The following is a 21,088-nucleotide window of genomic DNA, read 5'->3' as shown; positions in this document are numbered from 1 at the left end:
TGCTTCTGCACCGCCCCGGCGCTGAACACCGGGGCCGAGCGCCTGGCCGGCGGCGGCCCCGGGTGCGATGCCCGCGCAGATGCCCCCGGCGGCCACCCCCGCTCCCGTACAGCCATCCCCCGTGCAGCCCGCCCCCGTGCAGCCGGCCGCCGCGCGGGCGGGTGTGCCCGGGATGGCGAACGCGGCCTCGCTCGGCGCGCAGGGCGGGCTGACGGCGGCTCAGGTCCGGGGCAGGACCCAGCCGGAACCTCCCCCACCCCAGTCGACCGGCGGCTGGGGAGCCGTCGGCGCGATGCTCTACAACCAGGCGGGCTGAGCGGCTGGACGAGTGCGGGCCGGAAGCGGCGCGGAGAGGGTTGCTGCCGCCCATACCGGGTAATCCGCCCACGCCGGGAACCTCATATGACCATGAAATGACCTGTCTGTGTGGACAATGGCGGCACCCCCCGGTGCTCGGGCCCGGCGCGCCCGGCCGGAAGGGGATTCCCATCGCCGTCCCCAGGAGGACCCGCATGGTGTTGAGCAGACGTACCTTCAGCGCACTCGCCGGCACCGCCGCACTCGGCTTCTCCCTGGGCGGCAGCGGCGGCGACGTGGCGAGCGCCGCCGGGAGGACGGCCCTCGCACCCACCGGTCCCGCGCCCGCGCCGCCCGCCGCCGACGGCCGCCGGCACACGGTCGGCTTCGACCGGTATTCGATGCTCGTGGACGGCCGGCGCCTGGTGGTCTGGTCCGGGGAGGTGCACCCGTTCCGGCTGCCCAGCCCGTCCCTGTGGCGGGACGTGCTGCAGAAGCTGCGCGCCCACGGCTACAACACCGTCAGCATCTATGTGGCGTGGAACTACCACTCCCCCGCGCCGGGGACGTACGACTTCACCGGGGTCCGCGATCTCGACCTGTTCCTGCGCACCGCCGCCGAGACCGGGCTGTACGTCATCCTGCGCCCCGGCCCGTACATCAACGCGGAGGTCGACGCGGGCGGCTTCCCGGGCTGGCTGACCGCCACGGCGGGCGTCGCCCGCACCTCGGACCCGACGTATCTGAGGCACGTCGACCAGTGGCTGACCGCCGTCGACAGGATCGTGGCCCGCCACCAGTACACCGACGGCGGCGGCACGGTGCTGCTCTACCAATTGGAGAACGAGTACGACGACCACGTCACCGAGCCCGCCGGCCGCGACTACATGGCGCACCTCTACGCCAAAGTCCGGGCCGACGGCATCGACGTGCCGCTCTTCCACAACGACAAGGGCCGCAACGGCCATTGGGCCCCGGGCACCTTCGACACGGGCGGCGAGCGCGGCCGTTACCTGTACGGCTTCGACGGCTATCCGTCCCCGTTCAAGACCCCGCCGGACTGGGGCCACTTCGGCATCGGCGGCACGAAGGGCGGGGCGACCGCGAGCCCGGACACCCCGGGATTCATCCCCGAGTTCGGCGGCGGCTGGTTCGACCCGTGGGGCGGCGTCGAGTTCGACGGCAAGGGGTACGCGGAGTCCCGCCGCACCCGGGACGCCGCCTACGAGCGGCGGTTCTACCTCACCAACCTCGCCAACGGCATCACCGTCCACAACGTCTACATGACCTTCGGCGGCACGTCCTGGGGCTGGCTGCCCGCCCCGATCGTCTACACCTCGTACGACTACGGGGCCGCCCTGGACGAGGGGCGGCAGCCGACCGAGAAGCTCACGCCGATGCACCAGATCGGCCAACTGCTGCACTCGGTGCCCGAGTTGGCGAAGCTGGACCGGGCCGAGGACATCCCGTCCGACGAACTGGGCGCCGGCCTCGGCATCAAGGCCTACCACCTGGTCAACCCGGACACGAAGGCGCGTGTCCACATCCTGCGCAACGACTCGGCCACGGAGGCGGTGGCCTCGGTGCCGCTCGCGGGGACCACCGTGCCGGTGCCGGTGCCCGGCCTCGACGCCCGGCTGGTCGTCGCCGGTATCTCCCTGGGCCGGCGGACCCTGCGCTACGCGACCGCCCAGCCGATGCTGCGGCTCACCGCGGGACGGCAGGACATCGCCGTGTTCACCGGCCGCGCCGGAGAGTCGACCCGCACCTGTCTGGAGGCCGCGAGCGAGCCGAAGGTCACCGTGCTGGACGGCGCCGCCCGGCACTCCTTCGCGGACGGGGCGCTGCGGATCGACGCCCGGCTCGACGGCGTGACCCGGGTCCTCGTCGAGGGCGGCGGGGTCGCGGCTCCCCTCCTGCTGCTGCTCGCCGACGACGAGAGTTCCCGCGCGCTGTGGCGGTACGACACCCCGTCGGGGCCGGTACTGGTGCGCGGACCCGCGCTGCTGCGCACGGCGGCCCTGCGCGGCGGCACCCTCCATCTCACCGGCGACACCGTGGACGCGGCGGACCTGGAGGTGTGGGGGCCGCGCGGGATGACCGAACTCGTCTGGAACCAGGGCACGTTGCGAAGCCGGGCCACCGCCTCCGGGAGCCTGCGCGCCGAACAGCGGCTGCCCGGTGTGCCGTCGGTCCGGCTGCCCGCCCTGACCACCTGGCGGCGCTGCGCCGAGAACCCCGAGTCCGCCGCCGACTACGACGACACTTCCTGGCGGGTCGCCGGGCGGAAGACCTCGCACAGCATCACCCCCGTCCCGGCCGGGCAGCCGGTGCTGTTCGCCGACGACTACGGCTTCCACTACGGGGACGTCTGGTACCGGGGGCACTTCGCGGACGCGGGGGCCGCCGGTGACGCCGAGTCCGTGTCGCTGTCCTATGTCGCGGGCGCCCAGGGGCTGTTGATGGCGTGGCTGGACGGTGAACCGCTGGGCACGCACCGCATGCCGGTGCCGGACAAGAAGACCGTGCGGCAGGGCACCTGGTCGGCCACAGCGACCTTCCCGGTCCGGCCCCGGCCCCGCCGGTCCCACGTGCTGTCCGTGCTGGTGCGGCGGATGCCGCACGACGAGGACGGCAAGGCGAACGACACCCACAAGGCGGCCCGCGGGCTCGCCTCCGTGACCTTCGCCGGGACGGCCCCCGCGATCACCTGGCGCGTCCAGGGCGCGGCGGCCCCCGACCCGGTGCGCGGGCCGCTCAACAACGGCGGCCTGCACGGGGAACGGCACGGCTGGCATCTGCCCGGGTTCGCCGACGGCGGCTGGAAGACCACGGATCTCCCGCGTGCCGAGCGGCGGCAGGGTGTCACCTGGTACCGCACCGGATTCCGGCTCGCCGTGGACAGCGGGGTGGACGCGTCGATCGGCCTCACCCTCACGGATGACCCGTCCCGCGCCTACCGCGCGCAGATCTTCCTGAACGGCTGGAACATGGGCCAGTACATCAACGACGTGGGCCCCCAGCACACGTTCGTGCTGCCCAACGGCATCCTGCGCACCCGGGGCGCCAACACGCTGGCGCTCGCCGTGCTCTCCGACGGGACCACCCCGGCGGGCCCGGGCCGCGTGGAGCTGACCCTGCTGGGCCGGGCGGCCGGCGGGGTTCCGGTGACCCTGGTCGACTCGCCCGGCGCCGGGCGGTAGACGGCGGGGGCGGGGAAGCTGCCGGGCGTCGTGCGGCCCCGGGGGGCCGGCGGGGTCAGCGGCGGGCGCGGGGGTCGCCGAGTTCGCCGCGCAGGCGCTGGGCGCGCAGGACGAGTTCGAGTTCGAACCGCCGGTCCGGGTGGTCGATCTCGTCGCCCCACAGCTCTCTGATCTGGCGCAGCCGGTAGCGGACGGTCTGCGGGTGGACGCCGAGCCGGGCCGCCACCTCGGGGGCGCCGCCGCGGGTCTCCAGCCAGGCCAGCAGGGTCTCCGCGAGCCGTCTGCCGTGGGTGGGGCCGCAGTGGGCGAGGGGTTCCAGGCAGCGCAGGGCGAGGTCGTCGATCAGTTCCTCGGGCTGGAGGAGGACGAGGGCCTCGGTGTGTTCCGTGCAGTGCAGCACCTCGCCGCCGGGCAGCAGGCCCCGTTCCATGAGGCGTACGGCGGCCTCGGCCCAGCGCAGTGACTTCGCGGCGTCGGCGAGCGGGACCGGCGGGCCGATCGCGCCGGACCAGCCGGTCAGCGCCCGGTGCAGCAGTTCGGGGCGGCCCGCGGCGTCCGGTTCGGGCACGACCATGCGGGGCTGTTCGTACTCCATGTCGAGCAGCACGTTCTGGCCGACGGCGGGGGCGACGGCTTCCCGGGCGGGGCGCAGCAGGACGCCGACGGCGAGCCGGTCGGGCAGCGGCCAGCCGACTCGCGCGGCGCGTTCGGCGAGGCCTTCGGCGAGGTCGCCCCGGTGGTGGTGTTCGGAGAGCAGGAGTTCCATCAGGCGGCGCTGGAGGCGGAGCCGTTCGCCGGCCTGCCGGGCGGCGGCCTCGGCGTAGCCGCGTACGGACTGGTCCACGAGGCCGTCGAGGTACTCGTATCCGGCGTCCACGAGTTCGTACATCGCGGGGGGCGGGATGTCGACGCGCTGCCCGATCTCCGCGAAGCGGCGCCAGGCGAGCCGGACGCCCAGCCGGTAGATGGCCTGGAGGGAGTCGAGGCTGCGGCCGTGCAGGCCCTCGCCTCGGCCGAACTCCTGGAAGACCTCGGGGTGGACGCGGGGGCGGCCCTCGGCGGTGCCGAGGTGCTGTACGAAGACCTCGATGGCGCGGCGGATGCCGACCAGGGCCATCGGTTCGCCGGAGTCGTCGAGCACGAGGGGCAGATGCGGGTACTCGCGGCGGATCTCGCGCAGGATCTCCTCGGCGAGTTCGGGTGCCTCGGCCATGGCGATGGCGGCGAACTCCCGGACCTGCCGCTCCGGAACCTCCCGCCAGGCCGACCGCCCGCCCACCTCGGACGCCGCTCCGGCCCCACTCCACCAGGGCCCGGGACCGACAGACGCCGACGGCCCCCCGGCGATGGGGTCGCCCCGGCGGGGCCGGGGGGCGGCACGCGCTCCGCCGGGGACCGGCGGGTCCCCGGGACCAACACCCCCGGGCACGGCCCGGCCAGAGGCCCACCCGGCGGCGGGGCCGGCGTCACTCCGCCCGGGACGAGGGGCAGCCCTCGCGGCACCGAGGCCCGGCTGCTCCCCGGGACCAACACCACCGGGCGCGGCCCGGCCAGGGGCCCACCCGGCACCGGAGACCGGCTGATCGCCGGGATCGGTATCGCCCGGCGCACGCCCGCCGGCGGCCCGCCCGGAGGCGGGGTCGGCCCAACCGGGCCCGGCGCCCCTCGGACCGTCCCCGGCGGGCAAGCCGAACCCGGGCGCGCCCAGTGGGCCCCCGGCGGCCGAGCCGGGGCCGGGGTGCGGGGGGCGGGCGCCTCTGCGGGGCGGCACTCTCAGCGCTCCTGTGCCGCGTTCTGGTAAGTGATCAGCGGGGTGTTCGGCTGGTCCGGGGTCGTGTCGAGGAGGGCGACGAGGCCGAGGGCCGCGCCCACGGCGAGTGCGGCGGAGGCCGCGACGGTGAGCGTGACGGCGAGCAGTCTGGACATCGCAGGGTCAGCCTCTCTGTCGGAGGTCGTCCCCACCCCGGGCCCGCGCGGCCACCCAGCCGAGCGGTCCCACGGTCAGCGCCTGCGCCGGCCCCGCCCGGCAGGAGCCAGTCTCGACAATGCATTGACACCCCGTCAAGGGTGCGCCTACGGTTCCCGGCCCATACCGCACGTGCACTTTCTCCCACGGTGTCGACGCATCCGTATCACCCCGTACCACCGCACAACACCCGTGCGTCGAGCCTCCTCAGCCCCTGGAGTGCCCGCATGCGCCGGAAGTTCTCACCCGTCTCCCTGATCCTCGTAGGCCTCGGCACCTTCCTGCTCGTGCTGGCCCCGATGCTCGCCTGGTACGTGGAGCCACGTGCCGCCGTGAACCCGATCGACATCGACACGACCGCCGTCTACAAGGGCACCGGCAGCGTCTTCGACCTGGACAAGGCGGAGACCGTGCCCGGTCAGGACATCACCGTGACCCAGGTGGTGCGCGGCGACGTCGCCGACAGTGAACGCAGCGGCCGGGCCGTGTGGGACGTGACGACGACGGTCGACACGGACGCCTCGCTGCCCGCCGCCGACCCGCACGACGCCCTGGAGTTCATGCCGGGCCGGTGGGTCACCGACCGGCGCTCCAACCGGCCGGTGCACTGCTGCCAGGAGCACCCGTACTTCGCGGGTGACGCCTATCTGAAGTTCCCCTTCGACGTGGGCCGGCACGACTACCGCTGGTGGGACAACTCCCTCGGCGCGCCGGTGACCCTGCACTTCGCGGGCACGAAGAAGATCCGCGGCTACGAGGGATACCGGTTCACCGGAGCCGTCCCCGCCACCCGGACCGGTACCCGGCAGGTGCCCGGCGCCCTGGTCGGACAGCCCGAGCGCAGCCAGGTGCTCGCCGAGGAGTGGTATGCCAACCACCGCGTCGAGCTGGTCGTCGACCAGCGCACCGGCCGGGTGATCTACGCGCAGGTCGGCCCGCGCAAGACCCTGCGGGCACCGGGCGGCACGAAGGACGCGGCGGTGCTGCTGGACAGCCGGAAGCTGGCCTTCACCGCGGCGACCCAGCGCGACCAGGTCGAGCAGGCGAAGACCGAGAGCCGCCAACTGCTGCTCCTGGGGCGGACCTTGCCGATCGGCGCCGCTGTGCTCGGATTCGTCCTGGCCGCCGTCGGGACCGTTTTGGTGGTACGCGGGCGACGCGATCCCGGTTCGTCCGAATCGCCTCCGTCCGCCCTCACGATGTGACGCGCCGTCAGCTCCACAAAGCCCCGAAATTGTCACCCCGGTGAGTAGCCGACGCGGACGGCGCGGCGAAAACTGTCCACCCCACCCGAACACAGCGCCCGCACAGTCCCGTTACAGCGTCGCAGCGTTCAACCCCGTCACCGAGGTGGAGCGTTACGGCGATCGGCCCGCGTCCCCCCGCCGCCGGGCCCACGGCGTCCCCGTACGTCACCCCGCGTCACCCACGGAAGGCATCCGAGGCGGCAGGACCACCGACGATCAGCGCCAATGTCCCTCCCCCCACACTGAGTTCCGCACCCCGAGACGAGTTGGAGCACCCATGCCCCAGCACGTGCCGTCCCCGTTGCGCACCGTGTCCCCGCGGACCGCGCCGCACCCTCCGGCGCCCCTGCCGTATCCGCGCCGCATCGTCTTCCTCGCCCGCCGCGATCTCGGCAACCCCGCGGCGGGCGGCTCCGAACTCCTCGTCGACCGGCTGGCCGAGGGGCTGACCGCGCTGGGCCACCAGGTGACCCTGGTGTGCGGCGGGCCCTCGTCCGGACACGGCTACCGGGTGGTCTCGGCGGGCGGCGACCTCGGTCACTTCCTGCGCGCCCGGCCGGCCTTCCACCGCGAGGTCGGCGGCTGCGACCTGCTGGTCGAGGTGTGCAACGGGCTGCCGTACCTGGCTCCCCTGTGGCATCACGGCCCCACGCTCTGCCTGGTCAACCACGTGCACACGGACCTGTGGCCGATGCGGTTCGGCGGACCGCTCGCGCCCGCGGCCCGGCTCGGCCGCCGCCTCGAACACTGGGCGCTGTCCGGCGCCCAGCGCGGCAACCTGGTGGTCGCCGTCTCCCCGTCCACGGCGCACGCCCTGCACGCGATCGGCGTCGAACGCGACCGTATCCGGGTGGTGCACAACGGAGTCGAGGAGCCGGGCCCACGGGCCGCGCGCTCGCCCGAGCCGCTGTTCGTCGCGGTGGGGCGGCTGGTCGAGTACAAGCGGATCGATCTGCTGCTGCGGCTGTGGGAGCGGGTCCGGCCGGTCACCGGGGGCCGGCTGGTGATCGTCGGGGACGGTCCCGAGCGAGCGCGTCTCCAGCGACTCGCGGGACCCGGGGTGGAGTTCACCGGGCATGTCTCCGAGGCGGAGAAGCACCGGCTGCTGTGCGCCGCGTGGCTGTTGCTGCATCCCTCCGCGGTGGAGGGCTGGGGTCTGGTGGTCACCGAGGCGGCGGCCCGCGAGACACCGGCGGTCGCCTTCGACGTGCCGGGGCTGCGGGACTCCGTCGTGGACGGCGAGACGGGCGTGCTGGTGCGCGGGGAGTCCTCCTTCGCAGCGGCCTGGTGCACCCTCGCCCTGTCCGCTCACCGCCGCACCCGGATGGGCCGGGCGGCCCGCGACCGTGCCGCCGCCTACCGCTGGAACCACACGGTCCACCGCTTCCGGACGGTGGCCGCGGAGGCGGTGACAGGCGGGACACCGTGACACCCCCCGGCGCGGAGCCCGCAGGGCGGTCCCCCGGCGCGGAGCCCGCAGAACCGCCCCCCGGCCCGGAGCCCGCAGAACCGTCCCCCCGCCCGGAGTCCGCGGGGCCGCCCCCCGGCGCGGAGCCCGCGGGGCCGCCCCCGAGCCGGCCTCGGTTCAAGGACCCCTCCCCGCGCCGCTCCCTCGCCCTGTTCCGGGCCTTCCTGCACGAGCAGGACGACCCCGCCTCCTGTTACGCGCTGCTCGCCCGGGACGCCGCCGACCAGGTCGAGGCGGTGTGCGGCAGCGTGCGCGGGCGTACGGTCGTGGACGTCGGGGGCGGCGGCGGCTACTTCACCGAGGAGTTCCGGCGGCGCGGCGCCCGCGCCTACCTCTTCGAGCCGGACGTAAGGGAGTTGGGGCCGAAGCCCCCCGAGTCGGCGGTGGTCGCGGACGGCTATCTGCTGCCGCTCGCCGACGGGGTCGCCGACGTCTGCTTCTCCTCCAACGTCCTGGAGCACGTGGCCGATCCGCAGACGTTCCTCAGCGAGCTGGTCCGGGTGACCCGCCCGGACGGACTGATCTACGTCGCGTTCACCAACTGGCTCTCCCCGTGGGGCGGTCACGAGTGGGCGCCCTGGCACTACCTCGGCGCCGAACGGGCCCGCGCCCGCCACGAACGCCGTACCGGGAAGCCCGCCAAGCACACCCTCGGCGAGAACCTCTTCGCCGTGCACATCGGCACCACCCTGCGGCAGGTCCGCGCCCGTGACGACGTCACCGTCGTCTCGGCGCGCTCCCGCTACTGGCCCTTCCTCGCGGAGGCCGTGACCAAGGCCCCGGGGCTGCGCGAGTTCGCCACCTGGAACCTCCTCCTCATCCTCCGGCGGTGTTCACCATGACGAGCACGGTCCAGGCTCCTCCCCCGGCAGCCGTCCGCCCCGCGGCAGGCGCCGCCGGCCCCCCGGAGGAGCCGCGCTCACGCCGGTGGCTGCTGGGGTTCTGGGCCGTGGTGTTCGTGCTGTTCCTGGCCGTGCACCCCGGCCGCGCGACCTTCGACACCAAGCTCGGGGTGTCGCAGGACCCCTGGCGGTTCCTCTCCGACCTGGGCGGGCTCTGGCACGACCGGGGCGGGTTCGGCGGCATCCAGGACCAGTACGTGGGCTACGCCTGGCCGATGCTGCCGTACTACGGGCTCGCCCGGCTGGTCCATCTGCCGGTGTGGCTGGCGGAGCGGCTGTGGCTGTCGGTCGTGGTGTCGGTGGCCTTCTGGGGCGCGCTGCGGCTGGCCGAGCGGCTGGGGACCGGCAGCCGCGCCTCCCGGCTGCTCGCGGCCCTGGCGTACGCGCTGTGGCCGGTGTTCACGGTGGTCGTCGGTTCGACCTCGGCGGCGGCGCTGCCCGGCGCCTTCCTGCCGTGGGTGCTGCTGCCGCTGGCCGACGAGCGCCACACCGCCCGGGTCGCGGCGCTGCGCTCGGCGCTGGTGGTGCCCTTCATGGGCGGGGTGAACGCGGCGGCCACCCTCGCCTCCCTGCTCCCCGTCGGGCTCTATCTGCTCACCCGGCCACGCGGGCCCCGGCAGCGCAAGCTGATCGGATGGTGGGTGCCGGGTGTGCTCCTCGCGACGGCCTGGTGGTGGATCGCGCTGCTGCTGCTCGGCGCGTACGGCGAGAACTTCCTGCCCTACATCGAGACCGCGCGGACGACGACGGCCACCATGTCGGCCACCGAGTCGCTGCGCGGCGCGGGCAACTGGGTGGCCTATCTGCACTTCGGGGAGGCCTGGCTGCCGGCCGGCTGGTCGGTCGCCTCCTCGGTGATCGTGATCGTCTGCTCGGCGCTCGCGGCGGGGCTCGGGCTCGCGGGCCTGGCCCGGCGGGACCTGCCCGAGCGCCGCTGGCTCGTGCTGACCGTGCTGTCCGTCGCCCTCATCACCCTTGCCGGGTACGGCGGTTCGCTCGGGGCGCCGTACCACGGCGTGGCCCAGGACTGGCTGGACGGCCTGCTCGTCCCGTTCCGCAACATCTACAAGTTCCAGACCGGGCTCGCGCTCGCCCTCGTCCTCGGCCTGGCCCATCTGGTCGGGGTCGCGGCGCAGCCCCGGGGTGCCCGGCCGGTGCGCGGCAGACGGTTCGCCCCGCTCGTCGCGGCGGTCCTCGTGCTGCCCGGACTCGCCTGGCCGTACCTCAACGGGTCGATCCTGCAACCGGGTTCGTTCCAGGAGCTGCCCCGCTACTGGCACACCACCGCCGACTGGCTGGAGAAGTACTCGCCCGACTCCCGGGCCCTCGTCGTCCCCGCCACCGCGCACGGCGTCTACAGCTGGGGCTCCCCCATCGACGAACCCCTCGACGTGCTGGCCGGCTCCCGCTGGGCGCAGCGCGACTACGTGCCCTTCGGCGCCCCGGGCAACCGGCGCGCCATGGACGCGGTCGAACAGGCCCTGCTGACCGGCGGCGACGTGCCGGGCCTCGCGGACTATCTGAGCCGGGCCGGCCTGTACTACGTCGTCGTCCGCAACGACCTCGACCCCGACCAGCTCGGCTATGTCCCGACGGCGACCGTGAAGCGGACGCTGGAGCAGTCCGGGTACCGGCGGGTCACCGGGTTCGGTCCCGTGACGACCGGCGGGCGGATCGCGAACCACACCCCGCTCCAGGTGGAGGGCCTGTACCCGAGGCAGCGCGCCGTGGAGATCTACGAGCCGGCCGACGCGTCGGTGCCCCGGCCCGGGCAGGCGGGGCTGAAGCCGATCGCGGACACCGCCGTCGTCTCCGGCGGCCCCGAGGCGCTGCTCCCGCTGGCCGCCGACCCGGCGATCCGGGGCCGGGCCGCCGTGCTGACCGGCGACGGCCATCCCGGTCTCGGCACGGCGGGCGTGCAGGTCGTCGGGGACGGGCTGCGGCGCGCCGACACCCGCTTCGGGCTGGTCGACGCGAACACCTCGTACACCTACACGCGCGACCAGCGCAACGACAGCGGCAGCGTGCAGGACCCGGGGCGCGCGCCGAGGCAGATCCTTCCGGCCGAGGGCATCGCGCACCAGACCGTCGCGGAACTGCGCGGCGCCCGGTCGGTCACCGCCTCGTCCACCGGCAACTGGCTGTTCCATCTGCCGCAGTACGACCCGGTGAACGCCTTCGACGGCGATCCGGACACCGCCTGGGCGGAGGGCTCGGCCGGGTCGGCGGACGGGCAGTGGCTGCGGATCGGCTTCGACGGCTCGGTGGACATGCCCGCGTCCTTCGACGTGATCCCGCTGCCGCAGGATGGGGTGCGCTCGGCGGCGACCCGGGTGCGGGTGGAGACCGAGAAGGGTTCCGTCTCCAGCTATCTGCTGCCCGACGGGAAGAAACAGTCCGTCAAGGCCCCTGCCGGGTCCACGAGTTGGCTGCGGATCACCATCACCGACTCCACCGCGCGGCGCGCCGGGCTCACCGGGGCCGGCTTCTCCGAGATCGACGTGCCCGGCGTGCGGGTCACCCGGCTGCTGCGGCTGCCCACGGACGCCTCCGGAGCCGACGCGTCCGCCGAGATCGTCTCCCTGCACCGCTCCACCGACCCGACCGGGCTGTCCCCGACGGGCACCGAGGCGGGCCTGCACCGCGTCTTCGCCACTTCGACGGCGGGCACGTACACCGTCGAGGCGAGCGCCGTACCCGTACCCGGCGCGGAACTCGACAAGCTGCTCTACGAGGTCGCGCCCGAGCAGCGGAACCGGATCACGGCGACGGCGGACTCGACGGCCCGGCTCGGGGCGGGGGTGTCCGCGCGCAACCTCACCGACGGCGACCTGACGACCGCCTGGATCGCGGGCTCCGATCCGACGATCCATCTGAGCTGGCCCGGCAAGCAGCCGGTCTCCTCGATCGTGCTCGCCCCGGCGGGGGGTCTGTCGGCCCGTCCGACCAAGGTCGAGATCAGCTCCCCGGACGGCGCGGCCGTCACCGGGGTGGACGAGAACGGCTGGGCCCGTTTCGACCCCATCACCACCGACCACCTCGACATCAAGATCACCGGCACGGCACGGGTCGTCGTCCACAACCCGGTCGCCGGCGCGGGCCTGCGGCTGCCGGTCGGCCTGACCGAGGCGTACGTCCCCGGCCTCGACCAGTACCGCACCCCGCAGCCCGCCGGCAGCCGCCCCTTCTCGCTGGCCTGCGGCAAGGGCCCGGTCGTGGCGGTCGACGGCACGCTCTACGAGACGAGCGCGAAGGGCACCGTACGGGACCTCGTGGAGCGCCGCGCCATCGACGTGACCCTCTGCCAGGAAGGGCGCGCGGGAAGCGAGTTGAGCCTTCCGGAGGGCTCGCACCGGGTCGAGGCGGGCGACGGGGGCCCGCTCGCCGTCACGGACGTGACCCTCACACGCGGCACCGTGGCGGAGGCCGGCACCACCGGGCGGGACCTGAAGATACGGGACTGGCTCGGCGACCGCCGCGAGGTGACCGTCGGCTCGGGCGCCGCCTCGTATCTGACGACGTACGAGAACTTCAACGACGGCTGGAAGGCCACCCTCGACGGCAAGGAACTGACGCCGGTCCGGCTCGACGGCTGGCAGCAGGGCTGGCGGATCCCGTCCGGCGCGGGCGGCACGGTCAAACTGTCGTACGAGCCCGCGACGGTCTACGAGGCCGGTCTGATCGCCGGCGGGGTCGGCGTCCTCGTCCTCGTGGGCCTGGTCCTGTGGCGCCGGCGGGCACCCAGCCCCGACGAGCCGCAGCCGTTGCCGCCCGCCCCCGGGATCTGGCTGGGCCTGGTCGCGCTCACCCTGGTCGGCATCGTGATCGCGGGCTTCCTCGCCCTGCTGGTCCCGGCCCTCGCCCTGCTCGCCCGGCGCCGGCACACGCTGCTCGTCCCGATCGCGTTCCTCGCCCTCGCCGGGGCCGGGATCGCCGCCGCGACCGGCGCGGGGTCGCCTCCCTCGGCGAACGAGGGGGCGTTCGGGGCTGCCGCCCAACTCCTCGCCCTGACCGGCCTGTTCGCGGGCCTGGTGAGTCTGGGCGAGTCCCGCGACCGGGCCGTCGCGGCGACCCCCTCCGGGCCACCCCCGGACCCCGACCAGACCCCGACCAACACCCTCCCCCGCCAGAACCCCGACGCGCCCGACGGCCTCGACGGGCCGCGCACCCTCCCGACCGGATTCCGGTCCCGCCGAGGACCGGACCTGAGGAAACGGAAGGCCGTCGACACCGGGGCCGACGGGCCACGGTCCGGCGAACCGGAGGCCGAGACGCGAAGGGCCGGGGAACGGGCGCCGGACCCGGAGACCTCCTCGACGCCGGTATCCGGGCCCACCGTGTCCGCGCGCGGGCCCGGAGCGGTGCGGGACGAGAGGGAGCCCGCGAAGGCGCGGAACGCGTTCCGTAGGCCGGGGTTCCGGACGGCACCGTCCGGAGAGCCCCGTAGCGACGAGGGGAAGGGACCGTCCTCATGACCACGGTGGACCATCCCGCACGCGGCACCGGCGATCCGGCCCGGCGGCCCGCGCGCGTTCCGTTCCCGGTGGTGGACGAGGTCTCCCGGCACTGCGTCCAGGAGGCCGAGCCGGAGACCGTCCACATCGAGGTCCATCTCCCGGGCCGGCTCGACCGCGAGCGCCTGACGGCCGCGTTCACCGAGGCGCTACGCCGCCATCCCCGCGTCCTGATGCGCGAGGCCCCGGGACGCTGGTACCGCCGCCGCTACGAGTGGGAGCTGACCCCGGACCCGGACACGCCCGTGGTGACCTTCACCCCGCCCGGCCGCGACGCCCTGCGGGCCGCGCGGACGCGGTGCCTGGAGGCGGCCCCGCCGCTGTCCTCTTCCCCGCCGCTGCGCCTGGAGGTGGTGGAGGGCGCGGGCCCGGCGGTGGGCAGCGAGGCGACGGACGCGGTGGGAGTGACGGGCCTCGGGCCCCGCTCCGCCGGGGGCGGCACGGGCTCCGCGCCGCCCGGGGTGCGTGGCTTGCCGCGGGACACGGCCGACTCGCCGCGGGCGGCGGACCGGTTGACGCCGGACGCCGACCCCGCGACGCGGGCGCCGGGCCCCGGGCGGGACGGTACGGCTGCCTCGACTCGGGCCCCGGAAGCCGGGCGGGGCGGCGCGGCTGCCTCGACTCGGGCGACGGAAACCAGGCCGGACGGCACGGCCGCCTCAACGCGGACGACGGAAACCGGGCCGGACGGCACGGACGCCTCAACGCGGACGACGGAAACCAGGCCGGACGGCACGGCCGCCTCAACGCGGACGACGGAAACCGGGCGGGACGGCACGGGAGGCACGGGCGGCGCGTACGAGCCCGGCGGGACCGGCACCCCGGGACACCTCGGCGCCACGGCCGCCGGAAGCGGCGGAAGCGGCGGTAGCGGCGCCGGGACGGGCGCCCACGGCGGAACCGGGTCGGGCGCCGACACCCGCACCGGCGCGGACACAGGACCCGAGACAGGCGCCCAGCCCGGGCCCGTGTCGGGCGTCCACACCGGGCCCGAGTCGGGCGCCCACCCCGGCACCGGGACCGGCACCGGCACCGATCCCGGAACGGAGACCGGCGTTGGAGCGGAGACCGGCACGGGAGCGGAGAGCGGCACCGGAGCGGAGACCGGCACCGGAACAGTGACCGGCACCGGAGCGGGGACCGGCGCCGGCACCGTCCTCTTTCTCACCATCAATCACACCGCCCTGGACGGTCCCGCCTGTCTTCGGGTGCTCGCCACCGCCGCGGAGTTGTACAGCGGGCGCGGCGAGACGCCGGCCGGGCCGCCCGTCCGGCCGCCGGACGCGCCGGAGCCCGGGAGTGGTGGCGCCCCGTCCGTGTGGGCGCCGCCCGCCAGGGTCGCGCCGGGTGCCCCGGAGACCACGCCGGGCAACGGGCTGCTCGTCACCGAACTCGCCGTGCCGCGCCGCCCGAAGGGCTCCCCCTACACGGTGAACGACCAGCTGATGGCCGCCACCGCGCTGACGATCGCCCACTGGAACCGTGAACACGGGGTGCGGCCAAGGCCGTTGCGCATCACCATGCCGGTGGACGACCGGCCGCGCGGTGCGGACATGCCGATCGGCAACGGGACCCGGCTGGTGGAGGTGACGTTCGCCCCCGGGGAGGTGGACGTCTCCCGGATGGGCGAGCTGCTGCGCCGCACGGCCACCCGCACCCGCGCCCTGAAGACCGCCGAACGCCCCCAACTCGGCCATGGCGCCGCCCTGTTGACGGCGCCCGTGGTGCCGGTGGCGTGGCGGGCGGCGGTCACCCGGGGACTGCGCCGGGCGGCCGGGCCCTGGACCTCGACCTGTCTGCTCAGCAACATCGGCCGCATCCCGTACACCCTCGACTTCGGCGAGGAGGCGGGCCGCGCGCACGCCGTCTGGTTATCGGCGCCGGCCCGCATGCCCCGGGGTCTGACCGTGACGACCGCGTCCACGGCGGGGCGGCTGCACGTCTCGCTGCGCTGGTCGCGCGCGCTGCTCGGGCACGGCGACGGAGCCCACCTCCGCGACCTGTTCGAGCGGTATCTGCACGCGACCGAGGAGACGGAGGCGAGCGGCCGATGACGACCCGCGCCCGGCAGGCGCAACCCGCCCCGCCGCCCTCGGCGTCACCCCAGCACCCGCGCGGGTTGCGGGACTTCTACGAGGACCCGGCCGTCCCGGTCGCCTCCGGCGCGGCGCGCGGTCTGCGCCAGGCGCGGATGCTGGCCGGGGCGCTCGGTCCGGCCGCCGGGGGTGCGCGGACCGTGCTCGACATCGGGTGCGGCGACGGCACCGCCGCGCAGGTCGCCGCCCCGTTGCTCGCCGGGCACCGGGTGATCGGCGTCGACTGGTCGCAGGACGCGCTGCGCCGGGCCCGTACCCGGCTCCCGTACGCGGTGCGGGGTGAACTCGCGGACGGCGGGCTGCCGTTCGCCTCCGCGTCGGCGGACGCGGTGGTGTTCAGCGAGGTGGTCGAGCACCTGGTGGACCCGGACTCGGCGTTGGACGAGATCCGCCGGGTGCTGCGCCCGGGCGGCCATCTGATGCTGTCCACGCCGAACCTGGCCGCCTGGTACAACCGCGCTCTGCTGCTCGCCGGGGTCCAGCCCGTCTTCTCCGAGGTGAGCCTGCGCGCCGTGCACGGCCGGCCCGGGCGGGAGGTGGTGGGCCATCTGCGGCTCTACACGGCCCGCGCCCTGCGGGAGTTCGTCGCCGCGTCCGGTTTCGAGGTCGTCCGGCTGGCGGGCGCCCCCTTCCACGGCGTACCGCGCCCGCTGCGCCCGCTGGACCGGCTGGCCTGCGCGGCGCCGTCGCTGTCCTCGATCCTGCTGCTGCACGCGCGAAGGACGTAGCCATGTGGTGGGGAGTGCTCGCGGCCCTGTTCGCGAACGTGCTGTACAGCACCGGATTCGTGCTGGAGAAGCGGGCGTTGGGGAAGCTGCCCGAGGTGGACTTCCGGCGTCCCGCGCGGCTGCTGCGGCTGGTGCTCGGCAGCCCGCTGTGGCTCGGCGGCTCCCTCGCGCTCGCCTCCGGTTTCGCCGCGCAGCTCGTCGTGTACCGCACGCTGCCGATCGCCGCCGCCCAGGGCATCTTCGTCTCCGGGCTCGTCCTGCTCGTGCTGCTGTCCTCCCGGCTGCTCGGCGAGGAGACGACGGGCCGGGAACGGTACGCGCTCGGCGCGATCCTGCCGGCCCTGCTGATGGTCGTGCTGTCGCTGCGCGAGGGCGCGGACACCGTCGGCGGCGGCGCCCCGGCCCCGCTGGTCCTCACCGTGTGCCTGCCCTCGCTCGCCCTCGGCGTATGGCTGTACGGGCGGGCCGAACAGCGCTCGCGCGACCCGCGCCGCGCGGCCCCCAGCGGCGTCGGCTACGGGGTGGCGGTGGGCCTGCTGTACGGGGTGAGTTCGCTGGCCGTCAAGGGCGTGTCGAGCCGGCTGTCGGCCCACGACCCGGCGGGCGCGGTGGCGGGGCTGCTGCGCTCCCCGTACCCGTACCTTCTGCTGTTCACCGGCGCGTTCGGCCTGGTCATGTCGCAGGCGGCGCTCCAGCGCTGCCGGGCCTCGCTGATCGTGCCGGTCTGCACGACCGTGAGCTGTCTGTTCACGGCGGTGCTCGGCACGCTCACCTTCGGCGAGGCGCTGCCGCACGACCCGGTCCGGCTCACGCTGCGGCTGGCCGGCACCGTCCTCGCGGTCGCCGTCCTGCTCGCCATGCCCAAGCAGGACGGGGCACCGCAACCCTCCCTCGGTGCCAAGGAGCTGACACCCCCATGAACCCCGACGACCCCCTGCTGGAGATCCTCGCCTGCCCGCTCGACAAGGGGCCCCTGCACCTGCTTCCGCCGGACGAGGCGGGGCAGTTGGAGGAGACGCTGTACAACCCGCGGCTGCGCCGCCGCTATCCGGTCGTGGACGGCATCCCGCAACTGCTGCCGTCCTCCGGGCGGCAGGTGACCGAGGACGAACACCGGGAACTCCTGAAACGGATCGCCCCGTGAACCGGCCCGCCGACGGCCCAGCGCACCGGACCCTCGCCGCGCGCGTCGCCCCCTTCGTGCCCACCCGGCTGGTGGCCGCCGCCGCCCGGTTCGTCTACCCGCGCTTCGAACCGGAGCTGGCCCGGCTCGCCGACCTGTGCCCGGCGGACTGCGGCACGGCGGTGGACGTCGGCGGCTGGTACGGCCCCTGGACGCACCGCCTCGCCGGGCGGGCCCGCCGCGTGGTGACCGTGGAGCCCGTACCGCACCTGGCCCGGCTGCTCGCCTCCGGCGCCCCCGGCAACGTACGCGTGGTCGCGGCCGCCGCCTCCGACCACCGGGGCACCGCCCGGCTCTGGCTGCCCGCCGGCGACGCGGGCGACCGCGGGGTGTCCTCGCTGGTCCGCCGGGACATCCACGCCCGCGCCCTTCAGGTGCCCTGCCTCACCCTCGACAGCCTGGACCTGCGGGACGTCGGTTTCGTGAAGATCGACGTGGACGGCAACGAACCGGCCGTGCTGCGCGGCGCCCGCACCCTGCTGGCCCGCGACCGCCCCGCCCTCTTCGTCGAGCTGGAGTCCCGTATCCAGCCCGTCGCCCCGGTCGTCGAACAACTCACCGGACTCGGCTACGCGGGCTGGGTGCTGCCCGGCGAGAGCTGGCTGCCGCTCGCCTCCTTCCCCCTGGAGGAGCACCAGGCGCGCACCGCGTACGTCGTCGGGCAGGGGCTGCTGCGCCGGGTGCTGCCGCCGCGCGGACCCCGGTACGTCAACTCGGTGCTGTTCCTGCCGGACGGCCGCCGCCCCGGCGAGGACCGGGTGCGCGACCATGGACCGTATGCCGGAACGACGCCCGACCACCCCGTTCACCCCGCTCGACTTCCAGCTGGTCCTGCTGCGCCGCATGGCCGACCACCAGCCTGACCTGGTCGAGGACGCCCGGCACACGCTCGGCGTGTCCATCGCCGACATGCGCGAGGCGAACCGGCGCTGGCAGGCGATGCTGCGCGCGCCCCGGCAGCGGTCCGCGGCCTCCCGCTACCGCTCGGTCCTCGGCACCCCGGAGTCGGCGCAGGAACGCCGGATCGGCGACCTGGTCTGCGAGGCGCTGCGCTGGCCGGTGCCGCTGTGGCCCACGCTGCGCTTCGAGGTCCTGGTCACCGGGAACGGCGCCGCCTGGAACGAGTGGCTGGTCCGCGCCCCCGGCGCCGCCGCCCCCGAGCCGACCACCCTGGACGATCTGGCGCCCTGGTCCTGCACGGTGGACGAGGTGGCCCGCGCCTTCGCCCCCGCCCGCCCCCTGGAGGGCACCGCCCCGACCCGCTGGGGCCTGGCCTTCACGGCCCCCGACGCCTCGGGCGTACGGCAGCGGTGCGCGGCGGAGTTCACCTGGGGGCTGCTGCAACGGGTGGCCGTGCGGGGGCCGGCGCCCGGGCCGGCGGCGTAGGCCCTGCCGTCAGATCCCCGCCTGACTGCCGGGCGAACGACGGGGACTTGACGACGGGGACTTGAGGGCGGGACCTGGGCGTGTTGCCCGCCGTGAGCGGCCTCGTCTCGCTACCGAGGACCGGCCGCCTTGAGGATCTCGTCCACGACGACCGGCAGCGACTCGGGGTGCAGGAACAGGAAGAGGTTCGGCTCGACGAGTTCCAGCTCCATCACCAGGGGCTGCCCGTCGTCCCCGTCGACCAGGTCCACGCGCGCGTAGAGCAGCGCGTCCGCGCCGCCCGGCACGGCGGCCAACGCCCTTTCGGCGACCGCCTGTTCGGCCGCCGTGGGCTCCCAGGGCTCCAGCCGGGGGTGCGCGGTCTTGGCCCCGTCGTAGGGGGTGCCGGGCTCCAGGACCGCCCCCTTGCGGCTGGCGTGCAGCAGCCGTCCGCCGAAGAACTGCAGCGCCCGCTCGCCCCGGACGTCGATGTTCGCCAGATACGGCTGGACCATCGCGGTCAGCCCCTCGGCGTGCATACGGGCGAGCTGCGCGAGCGCCGTCTCGCGCTCCTTGCGCGTGTACCGGGCGGCGTAGCGCGCGCCCGCCCCCGCGGCCGGCTTCACGACGAACTCGCCCTCGCCCTCGCCCTCGCCCTCGCCCTCGCCGGGCAGCTCGACCGGGTCGCCCGGCGCGACGTACCGGGTCGGCACGACCGGGACACCCGCCCGCGCGAGGTCTTCGAGGTAGCGCTTGTCGGTGTTCCAGCGCACGACCGGCGCCGGGTTCAGCAGCCGGGTCACCCCGGCGCAGCGCTCGGCCCACTCCACGAACTCGGCGAGGCGCCAGCTGTAGTCCCAGGTCGACCTGATGAGCACGAGGTCGAAGCCGGACCAGTCGGTGCCGGGGTCGTCCCAGTGCGCGACGGCCGCCTCGGCCCCGGCGTCCGCGAGGGCCCGCCGCAGCACGGCCAGGTCCCGGTCGACGGTGGGCTCCTCGCCCGGGTCGTACGTGACGAGTGCGATACGGGCCACGACGGCTCCCTCCTCGTACGACACCCGCGTACGGCCATGGAGGCGCCCGCCCTGCGCGCGCCACCTCGGGACGATCCCGCCGCAGGCTAACAACCGGCCGCGCCGCCGGGCCAGGCGGATTCGCTCCCGCGTGACCCGCGCGGGTCAGTCCTGGGGGCCGTAGCCGAGCGAGGCGCGGATGGCGCGGCCGACCGGGTCCGCCGGGCCCCGGCCGCCGGGGCGGGACAGCCACGAGCGGAACACGCTCGCCAGGTGCAGCCCGAACTCCTCCGCCTCCGCCTCGTCCGCCTGCCGTGAGCCGTCGCGGGCGGCGACGGAGAGGGCGAACTCGCGCCGGGGCACCGGGCCCGCCGCGGTGCGCCAGTCGGGGCGGCCGGAGAGCGCGGCGCGCGCGACGGCGGCGGCGCCGTCCACGTGGTGGTCGCGGTGGCCCTCCTTCATGTGCCACAGCTCGTGGCCGAGGATGACGAGCTGCTGCACCGTCTCGGCGCGCTCCTCCACGACGACCAGGTCGAAGTCGGTGAACTCCAGCCACAGGCCGGTCACTTCGATCTCGTCGGGGAACCGCTCGAACCGGAGCTGCACGGGACGCCCGGACCGCCGTCTGCTCATCTCCTCGCACAGGGCCAGCGCCAACTCCCGTACGTCGACCGGCACATCGACGCGGCGGCGGAGCACCCGGCCCAGTTCCACCGCGAGCGCCCGGGTCTCGGAGCGGGCGGCGCGCGGGCGCAGCCCGGTCAGCAGCCTTCCGACGGGGCCCGTCGGCTTCGTCATCGGTCCGCCGCCCGTCCGCCCCGCCGTCCGCCCGCCCATCCGCCCGTCGGTCCGGCCGCCCGGGCGTCAGGTGCCGGCCCGGCCGCCCGTACCGCCCCGGCGCGCTCCTCGGGCGGAGCCGTCCGGGTCGAGGGGGCGCGCGGGGCGGGGACGTCGTCCCGGTCCGGGCCCTGCCCGGCGGTCGGCGCGTCGAGGCGGTCGCGGGTCTCGGGACGGGGTGACGGGGACTGACTCACCAAAGGGCTCCCGGCAGTTGACTCATCAAGTTGTCAGCCAGGCCGACACTACGGGGCCCGGTCCCTCGGCGC

15 protein-coding genes and 2 pseudogenes are annotated in these 21,088 nt (G+C 75.1%); 13 read left to right on the top strand and 4 right to left on the bottom strand.

Going from position 1 to position 21,088, the window contains the following annotated elements; translation table 11 throughout:
• Positions 1 to 121: 121 nt before the first annotated feature.
• Positions 122 to 316 carry a hypothetical protein gene (locus tag AB0912_RS30175; protein ID WP_366705386.1) on the top strand — a complete coding sequence of 65 codons (195 nt, stop codon included), beginning with the start codon at positions 122 to 124 and terminating at the stop codon, positions 314 to 316.
• 196 nt (positions 317 to 512) lie between these two features.
• On the top strand, positions 513 to 3,500 hold the full coding sequence (locus tag AB0912_RS30170) for a beta-galactosidase (protein WP_366705384.1): 2,988 nt from the start codon (positions 513 to 515) through the stop codon (positions 3,498 to 3,500).
• A 55-nt stretch (positions 3,501 to 3,555) separates the two neighbouring features.
• Here AB0912_RS30170 and AB0912_RS30165 read toward each other — a convergent pair whose 3' ends face one another.
• Entirely contained in the window at positions 3,556 to 4,779 is a 1,224-nt protein-coding gene (locus tag AB0912_RS30165) for a helix-turn-helix domain-containing protein (protein ID WP_366705382.1), read from the bottom strand.
• Positions 4,780 to 5,273: 494 nt separating this feature from the next.
• A complete protein-coding gene (locus AB0912_RS30160; protein WP_366705380.1) occupies positions 5,274 to 5,426 on the bottom strand; it encodes a hypothetical protein in 153 nt (50 codons plus the stop codon).
• Between the two features lie 267 nt (positions 5,427 to 5,693).
• Here AB0912_RS30160 and AB0912_RS30155 point away from each other — a divergent pair, with 267 nt between their 5' ends.
• The 11 genes and pseudogenes from AB0912_RS30155 to AB0912_RS30105 all read left to right on the top strand — a co-directional run bounded on the left by AB0912_RS30155 (position 5,694) and on the right by AB0912_RS30105 (position 18,990).
• On the top strand, positions 5,694 to 6,671 hold the full coding sequence (locus AB0912_RS30155) for a DUF3068 domain-containing protein (protein ID WP_366705378.1): 978 nt from the start codon (positions 5,694 to 5,696) through the stop codon (positions 6,669 to 6,671).
• A gap of 319 nt (positions 6,672 to 6,990) precedes the next feature.
• Positions 6,991 to 8,142, top strand: coding sequence for a glycosyltransferase family 4 protein (locus AB0912_RS30150; protein ID WP_366705376.1), 1,152 nt, complete (start codon positions 6,991 to 6,993; stop codon positions 8,140 to 8,142).
• Between the two features lie 188 nt (positions 8,143 to 8,330).
• Positions 8,331 to 9,023 (top strand): class I SAM-dependent methyltransferase, encoded by a 693-nt coding sequence (locus AB0912_RS30145; RefSeq protein ID WP_366705390.1) that lies wholly within the window; start codon positions 8,331 to 8,333, stop codon positions 9,021 to 9,023.
• Positions 9,020 to 13,558 carry an alpha-(1->3)-arabinofuranosyltransferase gene (locus AB0912_RS30140; protein ID WP_366705374.1) on the top strand — a complete coding sequence of 1,513 codons (4,539 nt, stop codon included), beginning with the start codon at positions 9,020 to 9,022 and terminating at the stop codon, positions 13,556 to 13,558. The genes AB0912_RS30145 and AB0912_RS30140 overlap by 4 nt, the downstream gene beginning before the upstream one ends.
• Positions 13,555 to 13,998: pseudogene (locus AB0912_RS30135) on the top strand (condensation protein); the annotation flags it as partial. The gene AB0912_RS30140 and the pseudogene AB0912_RS30135, both read left to right, overlap by 4 nt.
• A gap of 747 nt (positions 13,999 to 14,745) precedes the next feature.
• Positions 14,746 to 15,651, top strand: a pseudogene (locus AB0912_RS30130) (condensation protein); the annotation flags it as partial.
• A complete protein-coding gene (locus tag AB0912_RS30125) occupies positions 15,648 to 16,421 on the top strand; it encodes a methyltransferase domain-containing protein (RefSeq protein ID WP_366705372.1) in 774 nt (257 codons plus the stop codon). The pseudogene AB0912_RS30130 and the gene AB0912_RS30125, both read left to right, overlap by 4 nt.
• Positions 16,422 to 16,435: 14 nt before the next feature.
• Positions 16,436 to 17,341 carry a hypothetical protein gene (locus tag AB0912_RS30120; RefSeq protein ID WP_366705388.1) on the top strand — a complete coding sequence of 302 codons (906 nt, stop codon included), beginning with the start codon at positions 16,436 to 16,438 and terminating at the stop codon, positions 17,339 to 17,341.
• Complete coding sequence (locus AB0912_RS30115) at positions 17,338 to 17,565, top strand: Trm112 family protein (RefSeq protein ID WP_366705370.1); 228 nt, start codon at positions 17,338 to 17,340, stop codon at positions 17,563 to 17,565. Before AB0912_RS30120 ends, AB0912_RS30115 begins: the two co-directional genes overlap by 4 nt.
• Positions 17,562 to 18,467 (top strand): FkbM family methyltransferase, encoded by a 906-nt coding sequence (locus AB0912_RS30110; RefSeq protein WP_366705368.1) that lies wholly within the window; start codon positions 17,562 to 17,564, stop codon positions 18,465 to 18,467. Before AB0912_RS30115 ends, AB0912_RS30110 begins: the two co-directional genes overlap by 4 nt.
• Entirely contained in the window at positions 18,382 to 18,990 is a 609-nt protein-coding gene (locus AB0912_RS30105) for a hypothetical protein (RefSeq protein WP_366705366.1), read from the top strand. Before AB0912_RS30110 ends, AB0912_RS30105 begins: the two co-directional genes overlap by 86 nt.
• A gap of 110 nt (positions 18,991 to 19,100) precedes the next feature.
• Here AB0912_RS30105 and AB0912_RS30100 read toward each other — a convergent pair whose 3' ends face one another.
• Together AB0912_RS30100 and AB0912_RS30095 are read right to left on the bottom strand one after the other, a co-directional pair.
• Complete coding sequence (locus AB0912_RS30100; RefSeq protein WP_366705364.1) at positions 19,101 to 20,003, bottom strand: hypothetical protein; 903 nt, start codon at positions 20,001 to 20,003, stop codon at positions 19,101 to 19,103.
• A gap of 144 nt (positions 20,004 to 20,147) precedes the next feature.
• Entirely contained in the window at positions 20,148 to 20,780 is a 633-nt protein-coding gene (locus AB0912_RS30095; protein ID WP_366705362.1) for a toxin-antitoxin system, toxin component, read from the bottom strand.
• Positions 20,781 to 21,088 lie beyond the last annotated feature (308 nt).

Origin of the sequence: Streptomyces sp. NPDC007084 (assembly GCF_040703595.1) — a bacterium.
Classification (GTDB): domain Bacteria; phylum Actinomycetota; class Actinomycetes; order Streptomycetales; family Streptomycetaceae; genus Streptomyces.
Note: the sequence above shows the minus strand (reverse complement) of the source record. Positions and strands in the feature narration are given on the sequence as shown.